This is a genomic window from Polynucleobacter sp. MWH-UH35A (genome assembly GCF_018687075.1).
GTDB lineage: Bacteria > Pseudomonadota > Gammaproteobacteria > Burkholderiales > Burkholderiaceae > Polynucleobacter.
This window is the reverse complement of sequence record NZ_CP061285.1, coordinates 1,130,075-1,154,244: the sequence shown is the minus strand read 5'-3', so window position 1 is coordinate 1,154,244 and position 24,170 is coordinate 1,130,075. Positions and strand designations below refer to the sequence as shown.

31 protein-coding genes are annotated in these 24,170 nt (G+C 44.7%); 12 read left to right on the top strand and 19 right to left on the bottom strand.

Translation table 11 applies throughout. The features are described from left to right. Positions 1-4 precede the first annotated feature (4 nt). Genes ICV36_RS06040 through ICV36_RS06030 form a run of 3 tightly spaced genes read right to left on the bottom strand, consistent with a single transcriptional unit; the run spans position 5 to position 2,259 of the window. A complete protein-coding gene (locus ICV36_RS06040) occupies positions 5-415 on the bottom strand; it encodes a diacylglycerol kinase (protein WP_215399767.1) in 411 nt (136 codons plus the stop codon). Positions 416-424: 9 nt separating this feature from the next. After that, a complete protein-coding gene (locus ICV36_RS06035; protein ID WP_215399765.1) occupies positions 425-1,453 on the bottom strand; it encodes a glycosyltransferase family 1 protein in 1,029 nt (342 codons plus the stop codon). Then, positions 1,450-2,259 carry a UDP-2,3-diacylglucosamine diphosphatase gene (locus ICV36_RS06030; protein ID WP_371743192.1) on the bottom strand — a complete coding sequence of 270 codons (810 nt, stop codon included), beginning with the start codon at positions 2,257-2,259 and terminating at the stop codon, positions 1,450-1,452. The genes ICV36_RS06035 and ICV36_RS06030 overlap by 4 nt, the downstream gene beginning before the upstream one ends. Before the next feature lie 104 nt (positions 2,260-2,363). On the opposite strand from ICV36_RS06030, the gene ICV36_RS06025 reads away from it, so the two are divergent. Further along, complete coding sequence (locus tag ICV36_RS06025) at positions 2,364-3,152, top strand: 1-acyl-sn-glycerol-3-phosphate acyltransferase (RefSeq protein ID WP_215399763.1); 789 nt, start codon at positions 2,364-2,366, stop codon at positions 3,150-3,152. A 49-nt stretch (positions 3,153-3,201) separates the two neighbouring features. Continuing rightward, a complete protein-coding gene (gene ppk2 / locus ICV36_RS06020) occupies positions 3,202-4,107 on the top strand; it encodes a polyphosphate kinase 2 (protein ID WP_215399761.1) in 906 nt (301 codons plus the stop codon). Between the two features lie 5 nt (positions 4,108-4,112). On the opposite strand, the gene ppk2 (ICV36_RS06015) is transcribed toward ppk2 (ICV36_RS06020), so the two are convergent. Further along, entirely contained in the window at positions 4,113-4,886 is a 774-nt protein-coding gene (gene ppk2, locus ICV36_RS06015) for a polyphosphate kinase 2 (RefSeq protein ID WP_215399759.1), read from the bottom strand. Then, positions 4,886-5,161 (bottom strand): serine/threonine protein kinase, encoded by a 276-nt coding sequence (locus ICV36_RS06010; RefSeq protein WP_215399758.1) that lies wholly within the window; start codon positions 5,159-5,161, stop codon positions 4,886-4,888. The genes ppk2 (ICV36_RS06015) and ICV36_RS06010 overlap by 1 nt, the downstream gene beginning before the upstream one ends. 193 nt (positions 5,162-5,354) lie before the next feature. Here ICV36_RS06010 and ICV36_RS06005 point away from each other — a divergent pair, with 193 nt between their 5' ends. The 4 genes from ICV36_RS06005 (at position 5,355) to ICV36_RS05990 (ending at position 7,540) form a co-directional block, all read left to right on the top strand. Continuing rightward, positions 5,355-5,684 carry a helix-turn-helix transcriptional regulator gene (locus ICV36_RS06005; protein WP_215399756.1) on the top strand — a complete coding sequence of 110 codons (330 nt, stop codon included), beginning with the start codon at positions 5,355-5,357 and terminating at the stop codon, positions 5,682-5,684. Next, complete coding sequence (locus ICV36_RS06000; RefSeq protein WP_215399754.1) at positions 5,681-6,160, top strand: arsenate reductase ArsC; 480 nt, start codon at positions 5,681-5,683, stop codon at positions 6,158-6,160. The genes ICV36_RS06005 and ICV36_RS06000 overlap by 4 nt, the downstream gene beginning before the upstream one ends. After that, a complete protein-coding gene (gene arsB, locus ICV36_RS05995; RefSeq protein ID WP_215399752.1) occupies positions 6,157-7,203 on the top strand; it encodes an ACR3 family arsenite efflux transporter in 1,047 nt (348 codons plus the stop codon). The genes ICV36_RS06000 and arsB overlap by 4 nt, the downstream gene beginning before the upstream one ends. Positions 7,204-7,282: 79 nt before the next feature. After that, on the top strand, positions 7,283-7,540 hold the full coding sequence (locus ICV36_RS05990) for a hypothetical protein (RefSeq protein ID WP_215399751.1): 258 nt from the start codon (positions 7,283-7,285) through the stop codon (positions 7,538-7,540). Positions 7,541-7,575: 35 nt separating this feature from the next. Here the strand turns inward: ICV36_RS05990 and ICV36_RS05985 are convergent, their stop codons facing one another. Continuing rightward, positions 7,576-8,424: a hypothetical protein gene (locus ICV36_RS05985; RefSeq protein WP_215399749.1), complete on the bottom strand. Its 849-nt coding sequence runs from the start codon at positions 8,422-8,424 to the stop codon at positions 7,576-7,578. Positions 8,425-8,641: 217 nt separating this feature from the next. On the opposite strand from ICV36_RS05985, the gene ICV36_RS05980 reads away from it, so the two are divergent. Beyond that, positions 8,642-8,857 (top strand): YdcH family protein, encoded by a 216-nt coding sequence (locus ICV36_RS05980; protein WP_215399747.1) that lies wholly within the window; start codon positions 8,642-8,644, stop codon positions 8,855-8,857. A gap of 37 nt (positions 8,858-8,894) precedes the next feature. Here the strand turns inward: ICV36_RS05980 and ICV36_RS05975 are convergent, their stop codons facing one another. Further along, positions 8,895-9,239 (bottom strand): zinc ribbon domain-containing protein YjdM, encoded by a 345-nt coding sequence (locus ICV36_RS05975; protein WP_215399745.1) that lies wholly within the window; start codon positions 9,237-9,239, stop codon positions 8,895-8,897. Between the two features lie 67 nt (positions 9,240-9,306). On the opposite strand from ICV36_RS05975, the gene ICV36_RS05970 reads away from it, so the two are divergent. Next, the gene (locus ICV36_RS05970) at positions 9,307-11,121 is read left to right on the top strand and encodes an AsmA family protein (protein WP_215399743.1); all 1,815 of its coding nucleotides are present in this window, start codon (positions 9,307-9,309) and stop codon (positions 11,119-11,121) included. A gap of 25 nt (positions 11,122-11,146) precedes the next feature. Here ICV36_RS05970 and ICV36_RS05965 read toward each other — a convergent pair whose 3' ends face one another. The 7 genes from ICV36_RS05965 to ICV36_RS05935 all read right to left on the bottom strand — a co-directional run bounded on the left by ICV36_RS05965 (position 11,147) and on the right by ICV36_RS05935 (position 13,785). Next, complete coding sequence (locus ICV36_RS05965) at positions 11,147-11,494, bottom strand: phage holin family protein (protein ID WP_215399741.1); 348 nt, start codon at positions 11,492-11,494, stop codon at positions 11,147-11,149. A gap of 52 nt (positions 11,495-11,546) precedes the next feature. Then, complete coding sequence (locus tag ICV36_RS05960; protein WP_215399739.1) at positions 11,547-11,852, bottom strand: helix-turn-helix transcriptional regulator; 306 nt, start codon at positions 11,850-11,852, stop codon at positions 11,547-11,549. Continuing rightward, positions 11,849-12,181, bottom strand: coding sequence for a type II toxin-antitoxin system RelE/ParE family toxin (locus ICV36_RS05955; protein ID WP_215399738.1), 333 nt, complete (start codon positions 12,179-12,181; stop codon positions 11,849-11,851). Before ICV36_RS05955 ends, ICV36_RS05960 begins: the two co-directional genes overlap by 4 nt. An 86-nt stretch (positions 12,182-12,267) precedes the next feature. Beyond that, on the bottom strand, positions 12,268-12,468 hold the full coding sequence (locus ICV36_RS05950) for a SlyX family protein (RefSeq protein WP_215399736.1): 201 nt from the start codon (positions 12,466-12,468) through the stop codon (positions 12,268-12,270). Positions 12,469-12,480: 12 nt separating this feature from the next. Beyond that, positions 12,481-12,702: a hypothetical protein gene (locus tag ICV36_RS05945; RefSeq protein WP_215399734.1), complete on the bottom strand. Its 222-nt coding sequence runs from the start codon at positions 12,700-12,702 to the stop codon at positions 12,481-12,483. A gap of 112 nt (positions 12,703-12,814) precedes the next feature. Next, on the bottom strand, positions 12,815-13,231 hold the full coding sequence (locus ICV36_RS05940) for a putative toxin-antitoxin system toxin component, PIN family (protein ID WP_215399732.1): 417 nt from the start codon (positions 13,229-13,231) through the stop codon (positions 12,815-12,817). An 8-nt stretch (positions 13,232-13,239) separates the two neighbouring features. Beyond that, the gene (locus ICV36_RS05935; RefSeq protein ID WP_215399730.1) at positions 13,240-13,785 is read right to left on the bottom strand and encodes a YaeQ family protein; all 546 of its coding nucleotides are present in this window, start codon (positions 13,783-13,785) and stop codon (positions 13,240-13,242) included. A gap of 129 nt (positions 13,786-13,914) precedes the next feature. Between ICV36_RS05935 and ICV36_RS05930 the strand changes: the two genes are divergently transcribed. The 3 genes from ICV36_RS05930 (at position 13,915) to ICV36_RS05920 (ending at position 17,751) form a co-directional block, all read left to right on the top strand. After that, a complete protein-coding gene (locus tag ICV36_RS05930) occupies positions 13,915-15,525 on the top strand; it encodes an NAD(P)/FAD-dependent oxidoreductase (RefSeq protein WP_215399728.1) in 1,611 nt (536 codons plus the stop codon). 17 nt (positions 15,526-15,542) lie between these two features. After that, positions 15,543-16,958, top strand: coding sequence for an oxygen-independent coproporphyrinogen III oxidase (gene hemN / locus ICV36_RS05925; RefSeq protein ID WP_215399726.1), 1,416 nt, complete (start codon positions 15,543-15,545; stop codon positions 16,956-16,958). A gap of 169 nt (positions 16,959-17,127) precedes the next feature. After that, a complete protein-coding gene (locus ICV36_RS05920; protein ID WP_215399725.1) occupies positions 17,128-17,751 on the top strand; it encodes an OmpW family protein in 624 nt (207 codons plus the stop codon). A 69-nt stretch (positions 17,752-17,820) separates the two neighbouring features. On the opposite strand, the gene ICV36_RS05915 is transcribed toward ICV36_RS05920, so the two are convergent. Continuing rightward, positions 17,821-18,417 (bottom strand): ATP-binding protein, encoded by a 597-nt coding sequence (locus ICV36_RS05915; protein WP_215399723.1) that lies wholly within the window; start codon positions 18,415-18,417, stop codon positions 17,821-17,823. Positions 18,418-18,484: 67 nt separating this feature from the next. Here ICV36_RS05915 and ICV36_RS05910 point away from each other — a divergent pair, with 67 nt between their 5' ends. Beyond that, entirely contained in the window at positions 18,485-20,413 is a 1,929-nt protein-coding gene (locus tag ICV36_RS05910) for an ATP-binding cassette domain-containing protein (RefSeq protein ID WP_215399721.1), read from the top strand. A 9-nt stretch (positions 20,414-20,422) separates the two neighbouring features. Here the strand turns inward: ICV36_RS05910 and ICV36_RS05905 are convergent, their stop codons facing one another. From ICV36_RS05905 to ICV36_RS05890, 4 genes are all read right to left on the bottom strand, one after another. Beyond that, positions 20,423-20,731 carry a chaperone modulator CbpM gene (locus ICV36_RS05905; protein ID WP_215399720.1) on the bottom strand — a complete coding sequence of 103 codons (309 nt, stop codon included), beginning with the start codon at positions 20,729-20,731 and terminating at the stop codon, positions 20,423-20,425. 5 nt (positions 20,732-20,736) lie between these two features. Next, complete coding sequence (locus ICV36_RS05900) at positions 20,737-21,717, bottom strand: DnaJ C-terminal domain-containing protein (protein ID WP_215399718.1); 981 nt, start codon at positions 21,715-21,717, stop codon at positions 20,737-20,739. Positions 21,718-21,786: 69 nt separating this feature from the next. Continuing rightward, the gene (locus ICV36_RS05895; protein ID WP_215399716.1) at positions 21,787-23,334 is read right to left on the bottom strand and encodes a UxaA family hydrolase; all 1,548 of its coding nucleotides are present in this window, start codon (positions 23,332-23,334) and stop codon (positions 21,787-21,789) included. A 53-nt stretch (positions 23,335-23,387) separates the two neighbouring features. Next, positions 23,388-24,089: a pirin family protein gene (locus ICV36_RS05890; protein WP_215399714.1), complete on the bottom strand. Its 702-nt coding sequence runs from the start codon at positions 24,087-24,089 to the stop codon at positions 23,388-23,390. Positions 24,090-24,170: the final 81 nt, after the last annotated feature.

Here is a 24,170-nt window from a genome sequence, read left to right as displayed (position 1 = left end):
AGCCTTAGTGAGCATTAATGATGAGGGGGATACATACCGCTGCCCATAGAAGCGCAGCAACAAATAGAGCGAGCATGACGGCAGCGCTGCCAAAATCTTTTGCTCGCTTAGAAAGGTCGTGATGTTCAAAGGAGATGCGATCGATTGCCGCTTCAACGCTGGAGTTGAGTAGTTCAATCACGAGAACCATTACTAATGCAGAAATCAGCAATGCTTTTTCGAGAAGTGAAATCGGTAGCAAGCTAGCGATAGGTGTTAACAAGGCAAATAAGGTCAGCTCTTGCCTAAAAGCGCTTTCCTCCATGAATGCATAGACCAATCCGCACCACGAGTTTTTAGCGGCATGCCATGCTCTTACAAGACCACGATTGCCCTTGTGAGGGTTCTGGTCGATATGATATGGAGCGTTCAACATTTACTTTCTTTAGGCCAACGCAGTGACATGAACTTCAGGAGTGGGCACTGGCTTAAGGTGATTGACAAATTGCTCAGAGGCAGCGCGCCAAGAGAATTTTTCTGCATGTGCCCGCGCCACTTCACGTGGAATCTTAAGTGCCTGCATGCAGGCCTCGCGCAAGTCTTCATGCATAGCGCCTGAATTAGAGTTGCCCAAGACATCAATCGGGCCAGTTACTGGGTAGGCTGCAACCGGTGTGCCACAAGCCATTGCCTCAAGTAAAACTAGACCAAATGTGTCGGTCTTGCTTGGGAAGACAAATACATCGGCCGCCGCATACACTTTTGCTAGCTCATGCTGTTGTAATACACCTAAATAGTTCACTTCTGGATATTTTTCTTTGATGCCAGCCATCGCTGGTCCGTCTCCTACCACCCACTTTGAACCCGGTAAATCAATTTCTAAGAATGCATTAATGTTTTTCTCAACAGCAACGCGGCCTACATACAAAAAGATTGGGTGGGCTGTGTTTAGCGCTTTCGATTCTTGCATTTTGAAGATATCGAGATCGACACCTCTTGACCATAGAACTACATTTTTTAGGCCATATTTTTCTAGATCATCTTTGACGACAATGGTTGGAGCCATTACAGCCATTGATGGGCTGTGGAACCAACGAATAAATGCATACGTTATCGCCAATGGAATGCCAGTGCGCGCTTTGACGTATTCAGGGAAGCGGGTGTGGTAAGCAGTGGAGAAGGGGAGTTGATTTTTCACTGCATAGGCACGAGCAGATAATCCTAGGGGGCCTTCTGTAGCAATGTGCATGGCATCAGGGGCAAATTCTTTAATGCGACGTGCTACTTCCTTGCCTGGAAAGAGGGAGAGTGCGATATCGGGATAGGTTGGGCACGGAATTGATTTGAAACCGATCGGAGTAATCATTTCTACTTCATGACCCATAGCGGTGAGCTCTGCACGAGTCTGTTTCAGTGTTCGAACTACACCATTTACCTGTGGATCCCATGCATCAGTGATGATCATAATTTTCATAGCGCAGCCTCTTTGATAAGTGATTCGATAGCAGGTGAAAGGGAAATTTGAGGGGTTTCAACTGGCTCACCCTTGATATGAGTCCAGTAAATAATTTTGAGTTCGCCGGTTTGTGTTTCAACCAGGGCGGAAAGGCTTTCAACCCAATCGCCATCGTTGCAATACAAAAGACCATCAATCTCACGAATTTCTGCCTTGTGAATGTGTCCGCACACAACCCCATCACAACCTCTTAAACGAGCCTCTCTCGCCATAATGTGTTCGAAGTCTGCGATGTAGCTGACTGCGTTCTTTACTTGGTGTTTAAGGTATTGAGATAGAGACCAATACTGAAGACCCATCTTGGCGCGGATCATATTGAAGTAGCGGTTGACGTATAAGATGAACGAATACAAGTTATCGCCTACGTAGGCGAGCCACTTGGCGTACTGCATCACGCCATCAAACTGGTCGCCGTGAGTTACCCACAGCTTTCTACCATCTACTGTCGTATGAATCACTTCTTCTACGACTTTGACATCTCCGAAGGAAAGACCGAAGAACTGTCTAGCGCTTTCATCGTGATTACCTGGAACATAGATAACCTCGCTGCCCTTACGCGCCTTGCGTAACAATTTTTGCACCACGTCGTTGTGAGTTTGTGGCCAGTAGAAGGACTTTTTGAGTCTCCAGCCATCAATAATGTCGCCAACAAGATAAAATTTCTCAGCTTCGTTATGCTTCAAGAAATCGAGGAGGTAGTTTGCTTGACACCCTGATGTTCCCAGGTGTACGTCCGAAATCCAGATGGCTTTGTAATGCATCATGAAACAGTATTAAGCCTACCGAGTATGAAACTGGGATGACAGTTCTAAGTCAGTTTTATGACGATGAAAATAATTTCGAAATTTGATTTATATTTCAGCTCTATATGGATCAAAATCAATCCTCAAAACAGCTTCCTAGAATATGGATCGCTTGGTCCTGGCTGAGGGTATGGTCCCATGTCATTGCTGGTTTAGTTACGCTATCTTGCCGATTTCCATTGGCTAACCAGAACCTCAAAAATAAACTGATCCAGACATGGTCGATTAGATTATTAGATATTTTTGGAATTGATCTGAGGCTCATTCACCCAGAAATCCTTCCTGCAACACCATTCCTTTTGGCGTCAAACCATATTTCTTGGATGGACATTCATGCTATCAATGCCTTTAAGCCTATTCGATTTGTGGCCAAATCGGATGTGGAGAAATGGCCTGTATTTGGATGGATGGCCAAGCAATTGGGTACGGTATTTATTAAGCGTGATAACGCTCGCCATGGAAGACAGGTGGCTAGCGAGGTGAGTGATGTTCTTGGGAGTCACTCGGTTTGCATCTTTCCGGAGGGAACTTCCACAGAGGGTGAGGGTGTTTTGCCGTTTAAGCCCAATTTATTTGAATCTGCCGTCATTGCTCAAGTTCCGGTGTATTCCCTTGCGATTACATATTGTTCTTCCGTAACTGGAGCTAGAAGTGAGGCGCCAGCCTTTGTGGGGGATATGGGTCTGCTGGAGTCTATGGCAAAGATTCTGAGTCATCGCCAACTCATTGTCGAGTTGTGCTTTATACCGCCAGTGGGTGCTACCCCAGGCGCCTCTAGAGATCGCAAATGGCTCGCTTTACATAGCCAAGAGGCCATTTCCAATCAATTAAAAGGCAATCAACCCTTGATGTAACAAAATTGTCATCTTTACTCGCTATAAGTATTATTAAGAGGTGAGGAAAATGACATCAAAGCATAAAGAAATGGCTGAGTGGTATCGCCGTGCTCAAGAGGAAATTCTTGATAGCATGGATGAAGAGCTTGAAATGGAGCTTGATGATGATCGCTTGTCTCCTGATGGTGAGGAAGCCTCCCAAATTCCACGCAACGTTTACTTTCGTGAACTCTTTAGACTTCAAGGGGAGTTAGTCAAGCTCCAAGACTGGGTCGTGGAGAACAAGCTTAAAGTCGCAGTCTTATTTGAGGGAAGGGATTCCGCAGGTAAGGGTGGTGCTATTAAGCGGATTACTCAGCGACTCAACCCTCGCGTCTGTAAGGTGGTTGCTTTGCCTGCACCTAATGAGCGTGAGAAAACCCAATGGTACTTTCAGAGATACATTTCTCAGTTACCTGCTGGTGGCGAGATCGTATTGTTTGACCGTAGTTGGTACAACCGTGCTGGCGTTGAGAAGGTGATGGGTTTTTGTGCCGATGACGAGTACGAAGAGTTCTTGAGAACAGTTCCGGATCTTGAGCGCATGATGATTAGCTCTGGAATCATTCTGATTAAGTATTGGTTCTCAATCTCTGATGATGAACAGTACAACCGTTTCATGATGCGTATTCATGACCCATTGAAGCAATGGAAGCTTAGTCCAATGGATCTAGAGGCAAGAAGGCTCTGGGAGGCTTATACAAAAGCCAAAGAGACTATGCTGGAGCGCACGCATATTCCTGAGGCGCCTTGGTGGGTGGTCGCCGCAAATGACAAGAAGAAAGCGCGTCTAAATTGCATAACGCACTTGTTGAGTCAAATCCCGTATAAAGAGATTGATCACCCGGTTATTACATTGCCTAAGCGCGTACATAATCCCGATTATCTGCGAGGACCAGTACCTCCAGAGATGTATGTCCCTGAAGTTTTCTAGAGAAGTTACTTTTCTAGCTTAGAAAATTGCCCATCCGATTTGAAGGCAATGTCTTTATTTGCCTTCAATAGGTTTTTATCTTTACCTGGGTAAGAAACCCTCGAGAGAAGATCTTGAATCATATTGATGTGGGCTACTTTTTTATCATTCGCCTTGACAACAATCCAAGGCGCTTCGACTGTACTAGTTTTTTCTAGCATCTCATTTCTACACTTGCTATAGGCATTCCAGTTTTTCTGTGCTTGCTGATCAATAGGACTAATCTTCCATTGTTTGAGCGGATCCTTTGCCCTATCTTCAAGGCGAAGAGCTTGTTCTTTTTTGGAGATATCTAAATAGTATTTGAGGATAGTGATACCTGAGCTAGCCAGGATAGACTCAAACTCATTCACTGTACCCATAAAATTAGCGTGCTCAGACTTTGTGCAAAAGTTCATCACTACTTCAACGCCAGCACGGTTGTACCAACTCCGGTTAAACAGAACAAATTCTCCCTTTTTGGGGAGTTCGGCAACGTATCTTTGAAAGTACCACTCTGCAGATTCGCTATCGGATGGTTTTCCGAGGGCAACCACTCGCGTTTCTCTTGGGCTCAGGTGCTGAGTAATAACTTTGATGGTGCCATCCTTACCAGCTGTATCGCGGCCTTCAAGGATGACCAATATTTGATCCCCCTTGCTAATCAAACTATTTTGTAATTTGACTAACTCAATTTGTAGAAGGCGAAGTTGTTCATCATAGCCAGATTGCTCTGACTTATTTTTGTCTTTGTGACCCATTAGCTAGCTTCGCTTGGGTTAGCGACTTTTTTGGCAGGTACTTTCTTAGAAGCGGTCTTTTTAGATGGCGCCTTTTTGGCTGCAACCTTTTTGGCCGACGTTTTCTTGGTCGGCACCTTCTTCGCTGCCGCTTTCTTTGCCGGAGCCTTTTTAGCAGCTTCTTTTTTATCTAGCTTCTCTAAGGCTTTCGCTAGCTTATCGATTAACTTTTCTCTGTCTGACTCTAGCTTATCGAGCTTTTTAAAGAGTTGCTTTACCAATTTCTTTTGACTCATGATTTTCCCTTTATGGATGCGTGGCTCGAATGTTGTTGAATATGAAACGTTTCTTTGTGAATCCTACGTTCTATTCTTGCTATTTTCAAGCGTATATGACACTTATATGACAGTTGTCTGACGGTTGAGAGCTCTTGGTTTCAAGCTCAGAGTGTCATATTGCTGAAATATATATTTCTATATAATTGGAAATATGAAAAACACAGATGCCATCAAAGCGTTTCTAGCGCTGGGTCAAGAGACTCGTTTAAATATTTTTCGCTTAGTAGTGCAGTGTGGTGACACAGGTTTAACTCCCAGTGAAATTATTGAAAAACTTGGGATTGCCAATGCCACTCTCAGCTTTCATTTAAAAGAGTTGGTAGGGGCGGATTTATTGTCGGTGGAGCGTCAAAGTCGCAACTTGATATATCGGCCAAATGCTGTCTTGGTGAAGGATTTAAGCGAGTTCTTGCTTGAAAACTGCTGCGGTGGCAAAGCATGCATTCCGGTATCGTTAATCAAGAAAGTGAAGACTAAATGAAGCAATACAACATTTTATTTTTGTGTACTCACAATTCTGCCCGCTCCATCTTGGGTGAAGCGCTCGCGTCTACTCATCCTAGTGGGAAGTTTGTCGGCTATTCGGCTGGGTCTACTCCGGGCACCAGCGTTAATCCAATTGCAAGAGAAATGGCGGTGGAGATGGGTCTAGACCCTGTAAAGCTGTACTCCAAGAGCTGGGATGTGTTTGGTAAGTCTGATGCTCCAAAGATGGATTTCATTATTACGGTTTGTGATGATGCAGCTGGAGAGCAATGTCCATATTGGCCTGGTAGTCCAACAACAGCGCATTGGGGCTTTCCTGACCCATCTAAAGTAAAGGGTACCGATATAGAGCAGAAAACTGCATTTGTTGAGGTCATGAATGGACTCAAGAAACGTATTGATATTCTTGCTGCAATGCCGTTGGAAAAATTAGATTCGATGAGTCTTCAGGATATCCATCGCACATCATGAATACAGTTACCAGCAAACTCTCGTTTTTGGATCGATACCTCACGGTTTGGATTTTTGCTGCTATGGCAGCGGGCATTGGTTTGGGATATTTTTTTCCAGGGGCGGAGGATTTAATTAACTCCTTTCAATCAGGCACTACGAATATCCCGATTGCGATTGGATTGATATTGATGATGTATCCACCGTTTGCCAAGGTGAAATACGAAGACCTACCGGACGTCTTTAGAGATAAACGGATTTTTGGTTTGGCATTCCTGCTGAACTGGATTGTTGCGCCTACTTTAATGTTCTTCCTAGCTATTCTATTTGTGCCTAACCAGCCTGAGTACATGGCTGGATTGATTTTAATTGGTATTGCGCCTTGCATTGCCATGGTAATTGTTTGGAATGATATTGCTAAAGGTTCTACCGAATATGCGGCTGGCTTGGTGGCCTTTAATGCCGTGTTTCAGGTTCTATTCTTTAGCTTGTACGCCTATTTCTTCTTAACAGTATTGCCGCCATACTTTGGTTTTGCTGGATCAGTTGTTAATGTCACTATTGCAGAGATCGCCCGTACAGTTGCAATCTATTTGGGTGTGCCCTGTGTTGCTGGATTCTTAACCCGCTATGTCATGCTTCATTTTGTGTCTAAAGAGTGGTATCAGAACGTATTTGTTCCGCGCATTGGCAAACTCACATTGCTTGCTTTGCTGTTTACGATTGTGGTGATGTTTAGCATGAAGGGTAAGCTGATCCTTCAATTGCCCATGGATGTGGTAACCATTGCCATTCCATTGCTTGTTTTTTTCGTACTGATGTTTCTGTTGACATTCATTATCACTACTAAGATGGGCATTGATTACAAGCGCTGCTGTACATTATCGTTTACAGCCTCTAGTAATAACTTTGAGCTAGCTATCGCTGTTGCAATTGCTGTATTTGGGATTAATTCAGGGGCTGCGTTTGCTGCAGTGATTGGCCCCTTAGTGGAAGTGCCTATCATGGTCGGCCTTGTATCGGTTGCGCTAATGCTGAAAGATCGGTTTTTCCGAGTCTCCTAATTTGGCTAGAAATCCTGCTTTTAAACGGTGGGGTTAAGATAGAATTCATTTATCTCTTATCTGTTAGGCAGCATTCAACATGTATAGTCGCTATTTATTTCTTCTGGCGTTTTTTTCTTTAGCAGCTTGTTCCACACCTCAGAGTGATTTTGGCGTCTATCAACAGTCTGATGGCACGATTGGTGTGCATGCACCTAAGTCAGCAAAAGAGAGTGAGGCGCAGGATGCTGCTCTTGCAGAATGCAAGAAGCAGGGCAAAAGAACGGTGACGATTCTCGAAAGCAGAAAAACGGTCAATGACCGTTTTCCCATAACTTACATCTACCTTTGCAGATAGTGGCGGATAGTTAATCTGCCATTTACTAGGCTAAATTAGCTAAGCAACCATTTTTTAATCGATTTATTGACGCACATTGCATCTAAAGCAAGACCAAAGAATTCAGAGCCATTGGTAACCATGCTCTCAATAGCTTCTACCTTGCCAGATTTGATGCCACGCAAATAGGTTGCCGCACGATAGCGCAAGAAATGCTCAGTTTCACCTTCTTCATTCTCTGTTGGGCAGATTTCAAGGCTGCCATAGCGAGTTTCTGGGTTAATGTTGAGAACCGCAAGGCTCAGAGCCCCAACTAACTTTTCTGGTACTGGAATAGGTACGTAAGAGTAGAGGGAAATCATCATCTCTTGTTCGTCAACTTCAATGATGTGATCGATATCGAGTACATCTTTTTCAGTCAACTCTGTTTCGCCGGAATCACCACCGCCAAAAGTAGATTCAAACTGCAGCATTGCAGTATTGCTTCCCTTGGAGATCTCGATCATGTCGGGATAGCCAAGTAAGCCTTTCCACCAATACATGAGGGAGAAGGTGCATGGTTTTACTTCAACCAAGCCCTTGGTTGTGGATTTTGCAAAATACAAGCCGTAAAACTCATCATCTTGCTCCAGACCATATTGATCTACTTTGGGCGCTTTAGATGAGGCTGATTTAACGGTCTTTTTGGCAACTTTCTTTGCTGGTATTTTTTTAGCCGATACTTTTTTTGTAGCAGGCTTCTTCGTTGCCACTTTTTTGGCGACTGGTTTTTTCACTACCTTTTTCACTATCTTCTTACTTGCTACTTTCTTAGTGGCAACTTTTTTGACAGCTTTTTTTGCAGGGGCTTTTTTTACCACCTTGGTAGCTACTTTCTTTTTTGCTGGAGACTTCTTTGTAGCCATGGTTTATTACCCTTCTTTTGGTAGTTGTTGTGCCGAATACACCTACGGATATTACTGCAAATTTCAGCAGTAATTTGCTATTCCTATATGGGGTTTGTCCTGCAGATTGCAAGAGGAGAAACGAAATAAATAGATGTAGCAAGCTATTGTTCTTGTAATGCAGGGTTGCTACACTAAAAGCGTAATATTTTGTACAACCTAAATATCAAGAGGATCTATGTTTCCTGAATATCGCGAACTCATTACCAAGTTGAAAACGTCTGATCGTCATTTCTCGCATTTGTTTGATAAACACAATAACTTAGACCAAAAGATTCAGAGAATGGAGGCGCACTCTGAACCAAGTACCCCAGAAGAAATTGAGACTTTGAAGAAAGAAAAGCTTCTTCTTAAGGATCAGCTTTATGCGGTCCTGAAAAAGGCGAGCGCCTAAGTCTCGACAGTTTGGAAAAGCCTAGGCTGGTATAGATCTAGGCTTTTTTCAGAAAGCAGGCTTTGAGCAACATATTGCCTGCTTCTGTTTTGCAATCAACCTCATGATCGCCAGATACCAAGCGAATTCCCTTGATCTTGGTGCCAACTTTTAGGGTGGTGGAAGAGCCCTTAACCTTAAGATCTTTAATGAGGGTGACGGTATCGCCATCAGCCAGTAAATTGCCATTAGCGTCTTTAACGATTAATCCAGTCTCAGCCTCCTCGGCGACACCTGCGATAGGCCATTCATGGCCGCATTGAGCGCAAACGTAATTATCCCCATCGGGGTAGGTCATATCTTCCTGGCAAGCAGGGCATTTTGGTAGGTTATCTGTGCTCATTGACCCATTTTAGTCTAGGGGGCATTGAGCTTAGCAATCTCTCGATTAGCCGATTTAGAATGGTTGGGTGAATAAAACCCTAAAGATTACGCTGATTGCCATTGCGGGCTTTCTTACCTTGGCAGTTTTGGCTGTCTGGTATGCATCATCCTTTGTTAATCCCGCTCAATTAACGCAACTCCTGAGTTCCTCTGTAAAAGAGGCTACTGGGCGTGAATTAAAAATTACTGGACCAGTCAGCCTAAGTCTTTTTCCAAATATCAGCGTCAAAGCTGAACAACTATCTTTAAGTAATGCATCGTGGGCAAGCGATCCGAATATGCTGACTTTTAAAAAGGTGGAATTAGATATTCGGATATGGCCTTTACTCAGGGGGAATGTTGAGATCAGCAGAATTGGTGTATTGGGTTTAGAGGCCAATTTACAAACCAATAAATCGGGCGATGGCAATTGGAACTTTGCTGCACCAGTCTTGGCTGCCAATACAACATCAAGCCAAACAACGACAATGCAAACAGCGGCTAGCAGCTCATCTGACACTACGTTCGTCTCGTTTGAAGCGATGAATATTGTCGATGCGCAGATTCATTACCAAGATGGTAACCAGGCCGTCAAGTCAATCAGGGTGCCCAAATTTACGCTTGATGGCAGTGGTGGAAAGGCGATGGTTTTGATGGACCTTCGCTATGACAGCAACACCCTGAATCTAAAAGGAAAAATAGGTTCATTACGAAATGCATATTCAGCTTGGAATCAATCCCCAGTCAAAATGGATCTTGATTTAGTGCTGACATTAAATGGCAAGTCTCTATCAATAGCCGGTGAAATTGATAAGAAGCCTCAGACTTTGCCGCAATTCAGTATCAATCTCGACTCTAAATCGTTTGATATTGCTCCTTTACTGGGATCAGCTGCTATTGCTGGCTCAAGCGGAAAAACTATCCAGGCAAAACCCCGGCAAGCTCAGGGAAGGTATTTTTTCTCAGACGATGCATTGCCTTTCGATCTTTTGCCATTGGCTGACGGTTTGATCAATATTAATATTGCAGAACTAGGGGTACCAGATCAAGCTCCGTTTACTAACTTTAAGACAAGTTTGCATTTCAAGAAAAACGTGATTGATGCCAATGATGTCAGTTTTAATATTGGCAAAGGAAGCGCACAAGCGCAAATTTCTATTGCTGAGTTTGATGGCGCCACCCCAAAAATTGCTTTCACGGGTTTGGCTAAAGGATTTGCCTTGGATCAGATTGTTACCAATGCCGATTCCGGAGCGAGGGTTTCTGGTGGCAACACACAAGTTGCATGGAACTTGCGAGGGAGTGGCATAAGTCCACATCAGATTGCCAGTCGCGCTAATGGAGTTGTTCAGATTTCAGTAGGCCCAAGTAAACTGGATTCCAAGTTTATTAACAAGGGCGGAGACTTTGTAATTACTGTAATAGATGCAATTAACCCCATGTATACAAAATCGAATCAAACTATTTTGGATTGTGCGGTTGCTTATCTGCCGATGAATAATGGCATCGTGAATATTCAGAATTCTGTTGGGGTGGAAACTGATCGTCTTGATATTACCCTTGCAGGCACTATCAATCTTGCGAATGAGGCTCTGAATATCACCATTAACCCAAGAGAGAAATCAGGGCTCACAACAGGTTTGGATCTTGCGGGCCTAGTTAAGATCGAGGGCACTTTACAAAATCCACAAACTGGAGTTAATAAGGCTGGGGTTGTAAATAGTGCCGTCTCTATTGGGCTAGGCTTTTTGACTGGCGGCATCAGTATCGCCGCCGAGAATGCTAAATCATTGGCGACCAAGTCGCAGCCATGCAAAACTGCGTTGCATCCTTGGTCTAATATCTATCCTGCAAGTAAGTAGAAGCAGGAGGATGCCAAGTAGTGACTTAGAAAACTAAGCCACTGACAAAGAGGCTGAACAAAGAAATAAAAATGCTGGCAAAGAATGCGGTCCAGAAGCTAGAGATCGTAAAACCACTGACTACTGCAGAAACCAACATCAATACCAATGCGTTGATTACGAGCAAGAATAGGCCCATAGTCACGACTGTCAATGGCAGCGTAAAAAGAATAAGTAGTGGCTTAACGATGGCATTGGCAAAGCCCAAGAGTAGGGCGGCAATCAACAGCGAGCCACCATCAGCAAAGCGTAAACCGCTAAAGATGTAGCTGGCAACCCAAAGGGATAAAGAGGTTAAGCCCCACTGGATCAGAAATAGCGTTAAGTTACTCATGGATACATCCTTTGTTTGTTGTGTCGTTCAATGGGCACATATTATCAGCAACTCAGGCTGCAGCCTTATGTTTTATAGGTTTAATTTGTTTAAAGTGAATTTGAATCTGAGAATTCGTAGCTTTTGCAAACTTAGCCAAAGTGCGCATGGAGGGTAAGCAGGCGCCACTTTCTAGTCGAGCGATAGCGGATTGAGATGTATCCATGAGTGCTGCTAGCTCCTCTTGTGAGAGACCACTTTTCGTTCTCGCCTCAATAATCTCCTTGGCGATCTCAAATTCAATCTGGCTTTCTTCGTATGCCTTTTTATAAGTCGGCTCTTTTAGCCAGCGTTTGTGGAGGGTTGATATCTTAGTCATAATAGTTTGGCGTTTTTTGCTCTTAATGTTGCTGTAAGAATTGCTTGCGAAGGGGTTTTTTGTGTTTTCTTAATAAAGGCATGCAAGACGACAATCCTTCTTCCTTCTGTGCATACATAAATACCTCTTGCTATTCCATCTCTTCCTGAAGCTCTAATTTCCCACAACTTTGCTCCTAGACTCTTGATATGGGGCATTCCTACCTGTGTGGGCCCAAATTTTTCAAGCAAGTCGCAAACTCTTACAAAGCGACTCCGTATATCTTCTGGTAATGCCTCTAATTCATTATCTACAGCATTATTTAGTGTCTCAACTATCCATTTCGTCATCCATGAATTATATCAATATTGATATATATCAAAAATGATATTACTACAGACTTAAAAAATCAAGGGCTATTCTCTGTTTATGTGTATTAATAATGGGGTGGAATTTCATCTTTGAGGCTGCTGCCTCCGCCTCCACCGCTACCAGCCTGTTCTTTAATGGCCTTCAGTTCGCGATATAGAAACTCAATTTGTTGCTGTTGTTTGTATACCGTCTCGTTGAGTTTTTCGATGAGATCTTCAGCAAAGCTCAGCTTGATTTCAAGGTTGGTGATTCGTTCTTCAGACATTTGTGTTTGCTTTCATTCCGAGATGAGTTCAAAACGCCCATCTTCCATTTCCGATTGAGGTCTAATCCAAAAATCATGGGATTGCATGGATTCATAAACGTAGGCGGGTTCAAGTGTGGCTTCTATATTGGCAAGCAAAACCACTTTATAAAATCCACCGGTCTTTATATGTCTAAGTTTGCTACCCGGTTTAAAGAGGCCATCATCTGGATTGGCCATTTTGGGTTTACTCATGTCAACAATGCGCTTTCTCAGTATGGCCTATTGAGGATAAATTCCTCGGTAAATTCATGATCATCAAGCTCAGTTCAGATTCTTGGATATTGCCGTACAAGCTGCGCAAAGTCTATAGATCAAATGCAGTGTAATCAGCGGTTATCAAAATATGTTCAATTGCTGCCTTATGTGCAAATCGAAGCACTTCATTGTCTTTGCTGATTAATGTACAGGGTCTTGCTGTGTAAGCAAGATCCAAGAAGACCTGATCGTCTGGGTCGCCACATATCCAGGGTGCCTTGGTTAAACTTTGGTCATCCATCACCGTTGCTAAAGTTTGCCATTGCAGATAAATTTGCTCCTGCTGTGCTTCGTCCAGTGAGAATAAAGGCCTAGAAATCACATCAGCAAATTCTTCAAATGTTTTTGGGGTTGCTAGGGCGTTGATCTTGCCTTCGCTAAGTGCTTGCTTTAAATGCAGCGCTCTAAAGTCATTAAAGACAAATAGGTCCAATAAGACATTGGTATCGAAAACAACGGCATTCATTTCTGAATTTATTGATTGTTGCGCCAAATCTCGGGGGTAATGGTGACTTGACCGAGATCTGAAGAGACATAAGCTTCACCATCTTGAATATTGACATGAATAACCATGCTGCGTTCAACCAGCTTATTAAGATCTTCTGCTTGTTCGGCCGGAATCGAAATCACTTGCAAGTTACGTGCGCGGTTCAGTTTGTTGGCGATACCATCCCACCATATTTTGCTGGTTTGTCCGCCATAACAGTAGACAATTACTTGATCGGCGCGACCACAGGCTTTGAGAATGCGGCGCTCATCTGGTTGACCAACCTCGATCCACAATTTGATTGCGTCAGTGAGGTCTTTGATCCAAAGGTCAGGCTCATCGGTATCGCTTAAACCTTTTGTAAATACCAAATCTTCGTGAGCCTGCAATGCAAAGGCGATGATGCGAATCATCATCCTCTGGTCTGTCTCTGAGGGGTGCTTGGCGATGGTTAGGGAGTGACTGCCATAGTAATGACGGTCAGAGTCTGCGACATGGAGGTCGGCTTTGTGGATGGTTGCGCGTAGAGCCATGACGCATTATCGCCTTTATGAGTCGACTCCTGGCCTTAGGGAGTCTATAACCAGTATTATTTGGCTTATGGCTCCAAAGGGCCCCGTAAATGCATTAAATGACTGTGATGACTGAGTGCCGTAAAACCCATGATCCGTATTACCGAATTACGTCTACCGATTGACCATCCTCCAGAAGCTCTGGAGAAGGCAATTCTGAAGCGCCTCAATTTGAGCGCTAAAGACTTAATCCAGTTTGAGGTCTTTAAGCGCAGCTACGACGCTCGTAAAAACGTTGCGCTCGCATTTATCTATACGATTGATTTATCCGTTAAGAACGAAGAAGAGCTTTTGCAGAGGTTTGAAGGCGATATTCATGTAAGGGTGTCACCAGATACAAGCTATCACTTTGTCGCAAAAGCCCCTGAGTCAATTGCAGCCGGTAATGCCTTGCGCCCAGTGGTCATTGGATTTGGGCCATGCGGTATTTTTGCTGCCCTGGTATTGGCGCAAATGGGTTTTAAGCCAATTGTTCTTGAGCGCGGCAAAAGGGTGCGTGAACGTACTCAAGATACTTGGGGTTTATGGCGAAAAAATAAACTCAATCCAGAATCCAATGTGCAATTTGGCGAGGGTGGAGCTGGTACGTTTTCAGATGGCAAGTTGTATAGCCAAATTAAAGACCCCAAGTTCTACGGGCGTAAAGTCATTCATGAGTTTGTAAAAGCAGGCGCACCAGAAGAAATCACTTATGTTGCTAAACCCCATATTGGTACTTTCCGCTTGGTGGGTGTTGTTGAAAAAATGCGCCAAGAAATTATTGATCTTGGTGGAGAGATTCGGTTCACACAAAAAGTGGTTGGTTTCGATATCCAGGATGGGAAAATTGCTGGAGTCAAAATAGAAGGTCAGCCTGATTTAGCTGCTAGCCATGTGATCTTGGCACTTGGCCACAGTGCGCGCGATACATTTGAAGCCTTGCATCATGCTGGTGTCTATATGGAAGCCAAGCCGTTTTCTGTTGGCTTTCGCATCGAGCATCCCCAATCGTTGATTGATAAAGCGCGCCTTGGACCGCATGCTGGTAATGAGTTGATTGGCGCAGCAGACTATAAGTTGGTTCATCACGCTAAAAATGGACGCTCGGTTTATAGCTTTTGTATGTGTCCTGGTGGAACGGTTGTTGCGGCTACTTCAGAGCCTAATCGTGTTGTAACGAATGGCATGAGTCAATATTCTCGCAATGAACGCAATGCTAATGCTGGCATCGTAGTTGGCATTACGCCAGAGGATTATCCGGGTGGTCCGCTTGCTGGTATCGAGTTTCAGAGAGCAATTGAGTCAAAAGCTTTTGAGCTAGGTGGCAGAACTTATGAAGCACCAGGCCAATTAATAGGCGATTTCTTAGAGGGGAAGCCTTCAACAGCATTTGGAACTGTCTTGCCATCCTATAAACCTGGAGTTCATCTCACGGATCTTGCGGATAGTTTGCCTGCTTATGCCATTGAAGCGATTCGAGAGGCGATCCCCGCATTTGAGAAGCAAATCAAAGGCTTTTCCATGAAAGATGCGGTATTGACTGGTGTTGAGACACGCACCTCATCCCCATTGCGGATTACACGGGGCGCCGATTACCAGAGTCTGAATGTCAAAGGTCTATACCCAGCGGGTGAGGGGGCTGGCTATGCAGGGGGAATCTTGTCTGCGGGTGTCGATGGGATTAAAGTAGCGGAAGCAGTAGCGTTGGACTATTTAAAGTAAATCCCCAATCAATCCCCATGAACACAGCCTCAAGCAACTCCATTACTGATGAAAAGGAAGTGCTTTTTCATCCAGAGTTGTTGAAGAAGTTTGATATCAATGGGCCACGCTACACATCCTATCCAAGTGCAGACCGATTTCATGGCGATTTTTCTGAGGCCGATTATTTAGGTGCGCTCAAGCGAGTTGCTAAAGCAAATGAGCCTCTTTCGCTGTATTTCCATTTACCATTTTGTCCCAATATTTGTTATTACTGCGGCTGCAATAAGATCATCACAAAAGATCATGGGCGCAGCGCTAAATACATCAAGTATCTGGCTAAAGAGATGGCGATGGTGACGAAGGCAATGGGTGCTCAGAAAAAAATTCCGGTAACCCAATTACATTGGGGTGGTGGTACGCCTACCTTTTTATCTCATGAAGAGATGATTGAGCTCATGCATCATACTCGTGAGCATTTTGAGTTATTACCTGGTGGTGAGTATTCCATTGAAATTGACCCAAGACGGGTTGCAGAAAAGGATATTGCGCTCTTAGCTGAATTGGGCTTTAACCGTATTAGTTTAGGTGTGCAAGATTTTAATCTGGCAGTGCAAGAGGCTGTACATCGCGTGCAAACCATTGAAGAAACCCAAGCGGTGATGGATTGGTCTAGAAAATATGGCTTTAAATCTCGTAGTGTTGATTTAATCTATGGTCTACCAAAGCAAACACCTGCGACCTTCAAAGAAACTGTAGATGCTGTATTAGCGATGAACCCTGATCGCTTATCAGTCTATAACTATGCACATCTGCCTCATATCTTTAAGCCACAACGTCGGATTGCTGAAGCGGATCTACCGCCGGCTGCCGATAAGTTAGATATTCTTTCCAACACGATTGAGCGTCTTGGTGAAGCTGGTTATGTTTTTATTGGCATGGATCATTTTGCTAAGCCTGATGATGAATTAGCGATTGCCCAAAAAGAAGGTAAGCTCCATCGGAATTTCCAGGGCTACTCTACACAGGCAGAGTGTGATCTATTGGCTTTTGGTATCTCTTCTATTGGCAAGGTGGATGACTGCTACTCTCAAAATGTCCGCACACTAGATGAGTATTACGAATCACTGGATAGCGGGCATTTGCCGGTGTTAAGAGGATTACAGTTAGATAAAGATGATTTGCTGCGCCGTGAGCTTATCGGTGAATTGATGTGCCAATTTGAATTAGATACGAAGTCTTTTGCAAATTCACATCAGATTGATTTCTCAAGCTACTTTAAATCTGAAGTTGAAGAGTTAAAGCATCTCGAGGAAGCTGGGCTTCTTAACTGGGAGGGGGATAGTATTTTAGTTCCCACCAAAGGGCGCCTGTTGGCGAGAAGGGTGGCTATGACCTTCGATCGACACCTCAGAGAGTCTCAGGCAAAAGGCACCTACTCCAAGGTTTTATAAGCGTAAACCATGAGTCATTTGATCTAGATCAAATACACTCAGAAAAGCTGTTGCTTTTTAGCAAACAAAAATTTTCCAAGCGCTTTCCATTTGATCTGCATCAAATTCTCGTGCGGGTATCAATTCGAAAATGATTCCATCGAAATTGATAACAAAAAGGGAAACCATCATGCGTATTAAGTCACTCGTAGCAGCAATGGCTGCAGTAGCATCTTTAGCTCCAATCGCCGCCCAGGCTCAAGCACAAGAAAATCCTTGGATGGTGCGTGTGCGCGCTGTAGATTTGCTTTGGCAAAACGGTCAGACTGGCACTGTTCAAACATCGAACATTAAAGCAAAAGAGCAGTGGATTCCTGAGTTTGACGTTTCTTATTTCTTCACAAAAAATATTGCTGCTGAATTGGTATTGACTTGGCCACAGCAAGTTAACATTACTGCTGGCGGTGCAAACGTTGGCAAAGTTACTGCTTTGCCACCGTCCTTGTTAGCTCAGTACCACTTTACTGACTTAGGTGCGTTTAAGCCCTATGTTGGAGCAGGTGTGAACTACACCATCTTTGGTAATCGTCAAAACTTCCCTGGTGCTGCTGGTTTACAAGTTGAGCCATCCAGTTTTGGCGTTGTTGGCCAAATCGGTGCAGACTACATGTTTGATAAAAACTGGGGTCTTAACGTTGACGTAAAGTACGCAACTATCGCAACAAACGTTCAAACAGTTAGCAATGGTGCAAATATCGGCAAGTTGACATTGAATCCATGGATGCCAGCTGTTGGTGTGACTTACAAGTTCTAAGAATTCAGTTCCTAGATCTTGAGATAGGGCTCCTAAGGAGCCCTATTTTTTTGTCTTCTCAAATTCTGTTTATTGCACTAATTCATCAATCAGCTGATTAAATTTGAGCTCATCAAATGTGTGGTTATTGAAACGGTGCAATGTTGTGTGAACTGGAGGCTCAGTCCTGCGCTTGGCGTACTGGTCCCAATGCGCCAGTTTCCACTCATCTCTGGGGTCAGCACGTTTAGCCATCCGTTGTTTTGCTTCTATTTCGTCTAAATCAATCCAGGCAATTTGAATGGTAGTCTGAGCAGGAACACCAAGAGCTACTGCATCAAACATCTTACCGCTCTGAATCTCTTTAGAGAATGGCCCAACCAGAATCACATTTACCCCTAAGAGTAAATTTTCTCTAGCAATATCAATTAGGCCCTGGTATTCCCAATCGCGTAGATTCTCAAGATAGTATGGACTGTCACGATCATTGGGATTCTGGGTGGTCAGTTTCATGACATGGGCGCTAAAAGCGCCGTAGGCGGTGTCTTTATCGAGAAAGAAAAAATCCTCACCCGTCTTTTCAATAATTAAAGGCAGAGCCTTCTTAGCGAGAGTCGATTTTCCTGTCCCAGCGTGTCCCGAGAAGAGGATGAGGCGAGGAGCGGAGGGGGTTAATTTGCAAATCATAGGTAGTTAGTCTCGCAGAAATCAGCAGAAATATCTCGTCTTTTGGCGAAGTGACGATAATGTCGCCATGGCTTTAATCGTACTTACTGATGCAAAACTGGCTTTTGGCCACGTTGATCTCCTTGCAAGCACCGCATTTTCTCTGGAATCAGGGGAGCGGGTTGGCTTAATTGGCCGAAATGGCACCGGCAAATCTTCTTTATTGAAGATCCTGGCTGGTATAGAAAAAATGGATGATGGCCTTTTGCAATATCAGCAAGGCCTGAGAATTGCATACGTTCCTCAAGAGCCTATCTTCGAGGCTGAAGAAACGGTTTTTGACGCCGTTTCAAAAGGTGTGGCACAAGCCAAGGCGTTGCGAGAAGAATATGAAGCTCTTAGTGTGGGTGAGTGGGATGATGCCTCTCATCATCGACTGGACGAAGTGCAATCCCAATTAGAGGCGCTCAGTGGTTGGAACTGGGAGCAGCGTGTGCATGAAACATTAGATCGCTTGCATCTAGAGGCTGATCTCAAGATTAATACGCTCTCTGGAGGTACAAAAAAACGGGTTGCGCTTGCGCGTGCTTTAGTAGAAATGCCGGATGTTCTATTGCTGGATGAGCCGACCAACCATTTGGATTTAGATTCCATTGCATGGCTGGAGGAATTACTTAAGGAGTATCAGGGATCTGTAATCTTAATTACCCATGATCGCGCCTTCTTGGATAACGTCTGCACACAGATCGTGGAGTTGGATCGCGGTATTTTGCGTAGCTATCCTGGGAACTTCACGCAGTATGAAGTTCTTAAAGAGCAAGAGTTGAGCTCTGAGTCTCTGGCTAATGCTCGTGCCGATAAATTATTGGCTCAGGAAGAGGTGTGGATACGCAAAGGGGTTGAGGCACGCCGTACCCGAAGCGTTGCCAGAATAGCGCGCTTAGAAAAGTTACGCAGTAGCCGTGCGGAGCGCAGAGATGCGATGGGGCAGGTGAAGATGGCTGTCTCTGCTGGCGATCGGAGCGGTAAGATCGTGGCTGATTTACAAAATGTCAGCAAAACGTACGATCGTCCCATCGTAAAAGATTTCACGGCAACGATATTGCGCGGCGACAAGGTTGGCCTACTGGGTCCCAATGGAGCGGGTAAGACAACATTACTCAAATTGATTCTGGGAACCATTGCACCAGATTCCGGTACTGCAACTATGGGTACGCGCATTGAAGTGGCTTACTTTGATCAAATGCGCGAAGGCTTGGATCTCAACGCATCGCTTGAGGATTACATCAGTCCTGGTAGTGAGTGGATTGAGATCAATGGTAATAAAAAGCACGTCAAGAGTTATTTGAGTGACTTCTTGTTTGCACCCGAGAGAACCAATTCTCCAGTTAGCACCTTATCTGGTGGTGAGCGCAATCGTTTATTGCTGGCACGCTTATTTGCAAGGCCAGCCAATGTGTTGGTTTTAGATGAGCCAACCAATGACTTAGATATTGATACCTTAGATCTACTTGAGCAACTCTTACAAGACTATAAGGGTACGGTTTTCTTGGTAAGTCATGACCGATACTTCTTAGATAACGTTGTTACCAGCATCATTGCAAATGAAGGGGATGGTTTTTGGCGCGAGTATGAGGGCGGTTACGAGGATTGGAAGATTCAGAAAGCGCGCTCAGACAAGATTCGCTCTGCTAATGGAAACTCAAAAATAGCGGAGAAAGTTGACGCTAAAGCGGTGCCTAAAACCGAGACTAAAGTTGAGTCTAAGCCGGCTGTTAAAACAGGAGTGCAGAAGCTCAACGGTAAAGAGCGCTCAGAGTTAGAGGGGTTGCCATCGCAAATCGAGGCATTAGAAACCGAGCAGGCTGATATCGGGATTGCAATGAGTAACCCAGATCTCTATAAGAATGAGCCTGAGTTAGCAGCAAGCATGCAAGCCCGTCTTAGCGAAATCACGACAGACTTAGATCAAAAGCTGCAACGCTGGGAGCAGTTGTTGAGTCGCTCAGAGTCCTAGTGCTATAGCTTAGATGCGCGGTAGACGTGCGCGTAGCTGGGCAATTTCATCGAGTAGATCGAGGGCCAGGGCAACGCCTGGCACATTTAACTCTAAATCGTGTGTCAGGTGCGCAGCAGTTTTGGCTCTTCTCAATGAATCGCCGCTAAAGCGCCAATCTTGAGGAGATGATCCTGTTGGACTTAAGACGCCTTCAGAAACCCAAGTCATGATGAGTTCTTCAGGAGTGCGTGAAGCATGCGAGAGTTCAACAATCGTCATGTGGACTTCATTCTCCACAACCGATCCTTCAATCCAGGTGATATTGGTTTGTGTCATATCAATCATCCCTTCAAGTGTGTTCTGGGGTTGAAATCAAAAGCCTTTTCAAATGATTGATAGGCCTCTTTGTGTGCATCTGTGTCTGCTGGTGGCAGGGCAATAGATGGTACGACGTAGAGATCGCCGGCTTCCGCACTGGGAATGCCTTTGCCTTTGAGTCGCATCTTCCGGCCCGCTACTGTTCCAGCGGGGATCTTTAATTCCAGGGTGCTCCCTGCCGGGGTCGGGACGTTTACTGTTGTACCTAAGGCGGCTTCCCATGGCGCCAAAGGAATGTCGATGAATACATCCTTGCCTTCAACCCGGTAGATGGGATTTGGATGAAAATCGATTTCCAAATAGAGGTCGCCAGCAGGGCCTTCACCAACACCTGGTCCGCCTTGTCCAGACAATCGTAAATTTTGCCCAGCCTTAATACCTTTAGGGATGCTGACATCTAACTTACGTTCTTGGGTGCTGACATGGCCGTTTGCATCTTGGACGGGCATATGTAGCGCAATCGTACGTTTGGCACCGTTATAAGCATCAGCAAGATCAATCAAAATTTTGGCGTGATGATCCTGACCTTTGAAGTTCATACCTTGACGAGTATGGCTACCGCGACCGCCTTGGCGATGTTTGCCTCTACCAAAGAGTGATTCAAAGAATTCGCTTTGATCACCCTCAAAACCACCACCATAACCTGGATGACCGCCACCATAACCGCCATCAGAATATTCGAAGCCTTCATTCCAGTTGGGAGGAGGGGTAAAGTCTTGACCGTTTTTCCAGTTCTCACCAAAACGATCGTAAGCAGCACGCTTTTCAGTGTCTTTTAAAACTGCATAAGCCTCGCCGATTTGTTTGAATTGCTCTTCAGCGCCAACTTCCTTATTGACGTCTGGATGGTATTTGCGAGCCAGTTTGCGATAGGCTGATTTAATTTCAGCTTCAGTGGCGCCACGAGCAACGCCGAGTGTTTCGTAGTAATCCCTAAATTTCATAAGCCTGTTTCAGTTTCTTCAGTTTGTTTCTATCTGGGTTGAGCTAATAGGATTAATTCTACAGTTCTATTAGCTCATAACCCCAATTTGCCAGGGTACAAATTCATAGTCACCCAAGCCTAATAACTCGCTTTTGGTGGGTTCTCCAGAGGCTGTGCGGATAAATAACTCAAAGATCCGCTGCCCCATTTCTTGTACGGAGACGGTGCCATCCAAAATCTCTCCGCAGTTAATGTCCATATCCTCGGTCAGGCGCCGATACATTGGCGTATTGGTAGCGAGTTTGATGCAGGGGGCTGGCTTAGAGCCAAACATGGAGCCTCGACCGGTAGTAAAGGCGATGAGATTGGCTCCCCCCGCAATTTGGCCGGTTGCAGAGACTGGATCAAATCCAGGCGTATCCATAAATACAAAACCTTTGGTGTTAACAGGTTCTGCGTATTTATAGACTTCCATGAGCGGACCGGTACCGCCTTTCATGGAGGAGCCAAGTGATTTTTCAAAAATATTGGCTAGGCCACCAATCTGATTGCCAGGGCTTACTTGCCCATTAATTTGAACATCCCTTCCAACGGAGTATTCATCTTTCCACCAGCGAATTCGTTCAATTAGTTTTTCGCCAACGGAGCGATTCACTGCGCGGCGCGTGAGCGTATGTTCAACGCCATAGATCTCTGGTGTCTCCGAGAGAATTCCGGTGCCACCATGCTGAGACAAAATATCGATTGCCGCACCTAATGCAGGGTTGGCTGTGATAGAAGAAAAGCCATCCGAGCCGCCGCATTGCAAACCAACACATAAGTGGCTGGCAGAAACAGTTTCACGCTTTGCTTTATTTGCCTCAGGTAGTAATGCCTTAACGGCTTCAATTCCGGCTTCAATAGTCTTGCGGGTGCCGCCAGACTCTTGCATGATGAAGGTATGAAGATTTGTCCCAGCATGCAGATCTTCTTGCTCCATCAAACCTTTAAGTTGATTGCGCTCGCAGCCAAGCCCAACAATGAGGGCGGCAGCCAGGTTGGGGTGACGGGCATAGCCGGCCATCGTGCGACGCAGCAGTTCCATGGGTTCACCACTCATTTCCATACCGCAACCGATGTCATGACTAAAGGCAACGACGCCATCTATATTGGGAAATTCTTTCAGTCTTTCGGGCGTGAACCAATCGGCGATTTTATGAACAACCGTTGCAGAACAGTTGACAGTGGATAAGATCCCAATGAAATTGCGTGTGCCTACTTTGCCGTTTGGTCGGACATAACCTTGAAAAGTTGCTCGTTGTGATTCAGGTAAGAGTTCAGTTGGCTGATATTCGCTCGCATAAGCATAGTCACGATCAAATTCACGAAACTCTGTATTGTGACTGTGAACCAGAGTGCCGGCTTCAATATCGGTATTGGCAAAACCTACTGTGACGTTGTATTTGAGGATGGGCTCACCCTTGAGAATTCTCTGAGAGGCGACCTTGTAGCCAGCAGGCACTTGGCTACGGCTAGTGAAATTCTCGCTAGGGACTTCAGTCCCAATGCCAATATCAACTCGAGCAACCACAATATTGTCATTGGGATGCAGCCGAATGATGGGGCCAGCCAGTTTCTTACCAGAAGTTTCAATCATGATGTAGAAGCATTTAGAGCGATATCTGATCGTATGCTGATACGAGTCAATTATTAATGACTCAAGTCAAAAATCAATACTTCTGCATCGACTCCATTGCTGATTTCGAGCTTGGATTCATTCTCGATCAAGAGTGCATCCCCACCAGTAATGGCATGGCCATTAATAATGAGAGATCCGCGTATGAGGTGGGCATAAGCCTTTCTCTTTGGATCTAACTGCACTGTTGCTGATTGAGAGCCATTAAATAGACCAACATAAACCCAAGCATCAGCATGAATTTTGACGGCACCATCCTTGCCAGTAGGGGAGGCGATGATACGTAGTTGCCCGTGTTTTTCAATCTCAGGCACTGCTTTTTGTTCGTAGCTTGGTTCAATCTCTAAAACATTGGGCTCAATCCAGATTTGCAAGAAATGCGTGGTTTGGTCCTGTGCGTGATTGAACTCACTATGAGTGACTCCACTACCGGCACTCATGCGTTGAACATCTCCTGGCGGAATGCTTTTGATATTCCCCATGCTGTCTTCGTGCGCTAACTCACCTGCGAGGACGTAGCTAATAATTTCCATGTTGCGATGACTATGTTTGCCAAAGCCCATCCCCGCAGCAACGCGATCCTCATTAATGACACGTAAGTTGCCCCAGCCCATAAAACGTGGGTCGTGATAACCGGCAAATGAAAATGAGTGAAAGCTTTTAAGCCAACCATGATCGGCATAGCCTCGATCCTGTGATTTTCTAAGAATTATCATGTTTTAAGGGTGTTTGAATGTAAATTGAAAGAATGTGACTAAGCACATTATCATTAGCTTTAGTGAAATTTGCTGATCGGT

Bases quoted from the DNA above. Each gene is read 5' to 3' on its own strand.
- ICV36_RS05905 (WP_215399720.1), bottom strand. From the start codon at position 20,731: ATGACACAAACCAATATCACCTGGATTGAAGGATCGGTTGTGGAGAAT.
- ICV36_RS05975 (WP_215399745.1), bottom strand. From the start codon at position 9,239: ATGAGCACAGATAACCTACCAAAATGCCCTGCTTGCCAGGAAGATATG.
- ICV36_RS05890 (WP_215399714.1), bottom strand. From the start codon at position 24,089: ATGATAATTCTTAGAAAATCACAGGATCGAGGCTATGCCGATCATGGT.
- ICV36_RS05940 (WP_215399732.1), bottom strand. From the start codon at position 13,231: ATGAATGCCGTTGTTTTCGATACCAATGTCTTATTGGACCTATTTGTC.
- ICV36_RS05895 (WP_215399716.1), bottom strand. From the start codon at position 23,334: ATGATTGAAACTTCTGGTAAGAAACTGGCTGGCCCCATCATTCGGCTG.
- ICV36_RS06035 (WP_215399765.1), bottom strand. From the start codon at position 1,453: ATGAAAATTATGATCATCACTGATGCATGGGATCCACAGGTAAATGGT.
- ICV36_RS06005 (WP_215399756.1), top strand. From the start codon at position 5,355: ATGAAAAACACAGATGCCATCAAAGCGTTTCTAGCGCTGGGTCAAGAG.
- ICV36_RS05920 (WP_215399725.1), top strand. From the start codon at position 17,128: ATGCGTATTAAGTCACTCGTAGCAGCAATGGCTGCAGTAGCATCTTTA.
- ICV36_RS05900 (WP_215399718.1), bottom strand. From the start codon at position 21,717: ATGAAATTTAGGGATTACTACGAAACACTCGGCGTTGCTCGTGGCGCC.
- ICV36_RS06040 (WP_215399767.1), bottom strand. From the start codon at position 415: ATGTTGAACGCTCCATATCATATCGACCAGAACCCTCACAAGGGCAAT.
- hemN (WP_215399726.1), top strand. From the start codon at position 15,543: ATGAACACAGCCTCAAGCAACTCCATTACTGATGAAAAGGAAGTGCTT.
- ICV36_RS05965 (WP_215399741.1), bottom strand. From the start codon at position 11,494: ATGAGTAACTTAACGCTATTTCTGATCCAGTGGGGCTTAACCTCTTTA.
- ICV36_RS05930 (WP_215399728.1), top strand. From the start codon at position 13,915: ATGATCCGTATTACCGAATTACGTCTACCGATTGACCATCCTCCAGAA.
- ICV36_RS06010 (WP_215399758.1), bottom strand. From the start codon at position 5,161: ATGAGTCAAAAGAAATTGGTAAAGCAACTCTTTAAAAAGCTCGATAAG.
- ICV36_RS05960 (WP_215399739.1), bottom strand. From the start codon at position 11,852: ATGACTAAGATATCAACCCTCCACAAACGCTGGCTAAAAGAGCCGACT.
- ICV36_RS05950 (WP_215399736.1), bottom strand. From the start codon at position 12,468: ATGTCTGAAGAACGAATCACCAACCTTGAAATCAAGCTGAGCTTTGCT.
- ICV36_RS06000 (WP_215399754.1), top strand. From the start codon at position 5,681: ATGAAGCAATACAACATTTTATTTTTGTGTACTCACAATTCTGCCCGC.
- ICV36_RS05985 (WP_215399749.1), bottom strand. From the start codon at position 8,424: ATGGCTACAAAGAAGTCTCCAGCAAAAAAGAAAGTAGCTACCAAGGTG.
- ppk2 (WP_215399761.1), top strand. From the start codon at position 3,202: ATGACATCAAAGCATAAAGAAATGGCTGAGTGGTATCGCCGTGCTCAA.
- arsB (WP_215399752.1), top strand. From the start codon at position 6,157: ATGAATACAGTTACCAGCAAACTCTCGTTTTTGGATCGATACCTCACG.
- ICV36_RS05945 (WP_215399734.1), bottom strand. From the start codon at position 12,702: ATGAGTAAACCCAAAATGGCCAATCCAGATGATGGCCTCTTTAAACCG.
- ICV36_RS05910 (WP_215399721.1), top strand. From the start codon at position 18,485: ATGGCTTTAATCGTACTTACTGATGCAAAACTGGCTTTTGGCCACGTT.
- ICV36_RS05980 (WP_215399747.1), top strand. From the start codon at position 8,642: ATGTTTCCTGAATATCGCGAACTCATTACCAAGTTGAAAACGTCTGAT.
- ppk2 (WP_215399759.1), bottom strand. From the start codon at position 4,886: ATGGGTCACAAAGACAAAAATAAGTCAGAGCAATCTGGCTATGATGAA.
- ICV36_RS06030 (WP_371743192.1), bottom strand. From the start codon at position 2,259: ATGATGCATTACAAAGCCATCTGGATTTCGGACGTACACCTGGGAACA.
- ICV36_RS05915 (WP_215399723.1), bottom strand. From the start codon at position 18,417: ATGATTTGCAAATTAACCCCCTCCGCTCCTCGCCTCATCCTCTTCTCG.
- ICV36_RS05990 (WP_215399751.1), top strand. From the start codon at position 7,283: ATGTATAGTCGCTATTTATTTCTTCTGGCGTTTTTTTCTTTAGCAGCT.
- ICV36_RS05935 (WP_215399730.1), bottom strand. From the start codon at position 13,785: ATGGCTCTACGCGCAACCATCCACAAAGCCGACCTCCATGTCGCAGAC.
- ICV36_RS06025 (WP_215399763.1), top strand. From the start codon at position 2,364: ATGGATCAAAATCAATCCTCAAAACAGCTTCCTAGAATATGGATCGCT.
- ICV36_RS05955 (WP_215399738.1), bottom strand. From the start codon at position 12,181: ATGACGAAATGGATAGTTGAGACACTAAATAATGCTGTAGATAATGAA.